Genomic DNA, 4,160 nt, shown 5'->3' on the forward strand with positions numbered 1-4,160 from the left:
TAAATGTTTCCTGTTTCTTCATCCCCATACACCACCATTGCGTTGATAGTGTTATTATCCCACATCCGGAGCCTTTATGGTAGTGCGGATTAAATCAGAGATTCCCTAATCTGCGGAAATACGCAGATCCACAGGTGTCGATTATAATTACAATAAAGAATAAACAGGGATGGATTTATGTTACGATTGAAAACCACAAGAGAAAGCACTCGGCGGATGTCGCAAGCCATAAAATCGGTCTGATGACCGTCAAGACACTGGTGGAACGGAATGGCGGATCAGTGGATATAGAACAGAATGTCACACGCTTTTCCATTCAGATTTCGCTTCCTCAAACTGAATCGCCTGAGTTTGGTAAAGATGTATGAGCAGTTAAGAATTATTAGTGATAGGAAATCAGTGGTTGATACCAGAGATCAGCCGCTGGTTTTTCTCTATTGTCTTGAAAAGTAAGAATTATTAAGAAATTGATATGGTGGAATGTAAGAATTAGGTTCTATACTGTCCTTACCCAAGGTTATAGCAGTACCAAAAACAATATGAAGAGGTATATGGTAGTGAAAAATGCGTGAAAAATTATTATTTATTTTAATTATCATTCTATATCTTTCGAGTAACTTTATACTTTATAACATAACTCATGACTATAACTCTGTCTTTTTGCTGTATAAAATTATTTATGGAGGAATCTTCTTTGTAATCCTTTATTGTGCATATAAGTATTTTTCGAAAAAGCACAAATAGCGTGGCTATTGATAGGAGGCCGGCGGCTGGCATCAGAGACCAACCGTTTGCTTTTTCTTATTGCACCGAAAAGTAAGAATTATTAAGAATTTGATATGGTAGAAAGTAAAAGTAAGAATTGAGTTTTATACTTTTCTCATATGAAATCATGGCCGTGATTCATGTAGTACCTAAAATACTATGAGGAGCTATATTGTAATGAAAAAGTTGACAAAGCAAATTATCAGTTTTATCCTGATTCTGTCCATTGATTTAGGGATATGTGTATCACGAGAGATATTTGGATGTTGCTCTATGAGTAACCTTAAGCTTTTTTTGTTAAATTCGCTCAAATTTGTGTCTACAAATTATCAGCCACACTTTGAGTCTGCATATTTTTATAATAGTGAGACGGATCAAGGAGCAGAGATTTATTCTATTGATAAGGCTATAGAGCAAATGTTGGTAGGAGAAATTTACAACAGATTTTCATTTTGTATTGCTGGAGAGCATTGTACTGCGTCTATAGGATCTTTGCAATCTGGCATAACGGTAAATGTGAATTTGGACTATAATTCTATGCAAAAAATCTCTGCTTCTGATACTCCTGAAGCTGTACTTCAATATCTGCGAGAAAATATGTATAACCTATTTCAAACGCTGCCATATCAATTTGCATTTGCAGATTTTGATTCAGAGATTGAGTATTCATATAATCAATTGCTTGATAAAATAAAAAACGGAGATTATCCATATACTCTCTTGTTAATTGATAGAAATGGACAATTGGTAGAGTATCGTTCTGGATATAATCTATTGGGGATATGAGTGGTACTGTTACCGGGGAATAGGCGGCTGATCTTTAGCATCAGTCACCTGCTTTTTCTTGAAACTAAGAATTATTAAGGATATGAGTGATAGGATTGAAGTCTGAAAAATATCTGCATATTCAAGATTGGAACTACTGGTGGTGCGTTTATCACTGTGCGGATGGATGGGATGATCCCGATGCCGCAGAGTTCTGTCTAACCGAGGATGCGGCTGGAGAGGAATTCTTTTTTCACTTTGACTTCTATAACCTGCCTGCGCTTCACCAGACGATTCGGAACGGTGAGTTTATGGAGCCAGAAAGTCCAGATTATCCTAACTATTACAATAAATTTGGACAGGAAAGCCGGGCAGCCAGTCCGGCTTTCTTTCCATCTCGTGCCTAAGCTACAATAAGAGGAGCAACTGGCTGACGATACCTCACTTGGGCTAACAAGTCCGACAGAAAGACTGTCAGCCATCCTCTTGTTGCAGCGTTCGATTTAAGCAGGTTGAGCCACCGGATGCCGGGGAGTTCGTGTCACACAATAGATTGAATCGGCAGCGAGAAAAGATGGATTCCGGTTGCAGATTCTTTGTATTGGAGGAATGTAAATGAACTGCGTTGGCATCGATGTCTCCAAAGGGAAAAGCATGATTGCTGTCATGCGGCCCTTCGGGGAGGTGGTGATCTCACCCTTTGAAGTGCTTCACACCGCCAATGAACTGAGCGAGCTGGCAGGGCTGCTCAAAAGCTTGGACGGTGAGACCCGTGTGGTGATGGAATCCACGGGTAATTACCATGCGCCGGTGGCCTGGCTGCTCCACGGCGCGGGGCTTTATGTCTCGGTAGTCAACGCAATGCTGGTGCATGACTATGGAAACAACAGTTTAAGGCGGGCCAAAACCGACAAGAAGGATGCCGTGAAGCTGGCCAACTACGGCCTTGACCACTGGCTCACCCTGCCGAGATATGTCCCTGAGGAGAATACCCGGCTCATGCTGAAAAGCTGCTACCGGCAGTACCAGCAGTATTCCAAAGTACAGACTATGCTGAAGAACAACCTAATCTCCCTACTGGACACCGCTTTCCCAGACGCAAATCGCCTGTTTACCAGTCCGCCCCGCGCCGATGGCAGCGAGAAGTGGGTGGACTTTGTAGCTGCTTTTTGGCATTGCGAGTGCGTCTGTGGCTTGTCTGAGAAAGCATTTACCGCCAAATACCAGAAGTGGTGCAGAAAACACGGTTACAATTTCAGCAAGGATAAGGCGCTGGACATTTATGCCTCCGCCTGTGGACACTTCGGTGTCATGCCGAAAACGGATACGGCAAAACTTTTGGTAGAACAGGCCATTTCCCAACTCCAGACAACTTCCGCCGCATTAGCTGCTCTCAAGCAGGAGATGCAGTCCCTAGCAGCTTCTCTACCGGAGTATCCTATAGTGATGGGGATGTTTGGTGTTGGCCCCACACTCGGCCCTCAACTCATGGCTGAAATTGGCGATGTGCGCCGTTTTCATTCCAAGAAAGCGCTGGTGGCCTTTGCGGGCATTGACTCCCCACCGTACCAATCTGGCCAAATGGATGTCCATAAAGGAATATACAGTCCGGCCAGCAGGAAAAGAAGATATTGCTTATCAATAAATCCTCTGTTTAGAAAAGAAATGGGGTAAACTGATGGAACAAAACTTTGTATTTCAAGTCACAGCACCGGACGTTGACGCCCTGCTTCCCGAGGTGAGTTCGGCGTTAGAGCAATGGATGGAACTGTTTTCCCGGCGAAAATATCCCAAGTTGTGGGCATTGACAGATCGGATAAACAGATGGAACAAGGCTCCTACCGCCAGGACCAAACGGCGCCGGCAGGGGCAGGTTCAAGGGCTGGTCAACTGGATCGTAGCAATGGTGATGCTCCCAGCAGCTTTTCTCACCCCAGACTCGCCCTTGTTAACCATCATAGGTGGGGTATGTCTTGGTATCGGCGTAGTAGATCTCTGGCGGTATTTGCCTAAAACGCTGGGTGTCCTGAGCCTGTTGGCCGGAGTCTTCTTCCTTATGGCAGTGCTGGGCGATCCCGATGAGATGGCGATCCTGATATATCTGGCCGCCCAATATTTGATTGTTGCGCTGGCCTCCCTGCTCGTTCGCAAGCGGCAGGACCCCTATGACCGGGCGGCGCGAAAGCTGCTTCGGAAAAGAAATACAGTAAAGGGACTGGAACTTGTGCGCGTCATCTTTTCAGAAGAAAAGTTCTCTCTGGGCTGGAAGGATGCTTCTAAAATTAAATCGGCAGAGGAGGTTGCGTATCCTTACCGTGATTTCAAGCAGGTCATAGAAACGGATTCTGTGCTTCTGATTGTCTGCTGCAAAAAGGTGCTGTTCCTCCAGAAGAATGATCTGCTGGAGGGAACGCTCCCAGAACTGCGCAGCTTCCTGCGGGAACGGGTCCTCTATGTGGAAGGAGCTGCTGAACAGAGAAAGGAGAGCATATCTTAAATATCATCCTGACGAAGAAGCTCTTGGGAATCTCTGATTTAATCCGCACTACCATAAAGGCTCCGGATGTGGGATAATAACACTATCAACGCAATGGTGGTGTATGGGGATGAAGAAACAGGAAACATTTACG

4 protein-coding genes and 1 pseudogene are annotated in these 4,160 nt (G+C 44.6%); all 5 read left to right on the plus strand.

Translation table 11 applies throughout. The features are described 5' to 3' along the window. Positions 1-134: 134 nt before the first annotated feature. The 5 genes and pseudogenes from ACTNBK_RS16625 (at position 135) to ACTNBK_RS16645 (ending at position 4,027) form a co-directional block, all read left to right on the plus strand. Positions 135-368 (plus strand): GHKL domain-containing protein, encoded by a 234-nt coding sequence (locus tag ACTNBK_RS16625; RefSeq protein WP_441147765.1) that lies wholly within the window; start codon positions 135-137, stop codon positions 366-368. Between the two features lie 574 nt (positions 369-942). Continuing rightward, positions 943-1,551: a hypothetical protein gene (locus ACTNBK_RS16630; RefSeq protein WP_441147767.1), complete on the plus strand. Its 609-nt coding sequence runs from the start codon at positions 943-945 to the stop codon at positions 1,549-1,551. A gap of 95 nt (positions 1,552-1,646) precedes the next feature. Then, positions 1,647-1,937 (plus strand): hypothetical protein, encoded by a 291-nt coding sequence (locus ACTNBK_RS16635; protein ID WP_441147769.1) that lies wholly within the window; start codon positions 1,647-1,649, stop codon positions 1,935-1,937. A gap of 208 nt (positions 1,938-2,145) precedes the next feature. Then, positions 2,146-3,168 (plus strand): annotated as a pseudogene (locus tag ACTNBK_RS16640) (IS110 family transposase); the annotation flags it as partial. Positions 3,169-3,208: 40 nt separating this feature from the next. Continuing rightward, positions 3,209-4,027: a hypothetical protein gene (locus tag ACTNBK_RS16645; protein WP_441147771.1), complete on the plus strand. Its 819-nt coding sequence runs from the start codon at positions 3,209-3,211 to the stop codon at positions 4,025-4,027. The last annotated feature ends 133 nt before the right edge of the window (positions 4,028-4,160 follow it).

Origin of the sequence: Intestinimonas sp. HCP28S3_D6, from assembly GCF_052065695.1 — a bacterium.
GTDB lineage: Bacteria > Bacillota > Clostridia > Oscillospirales > Oscillospiraceae > Intestinimonas.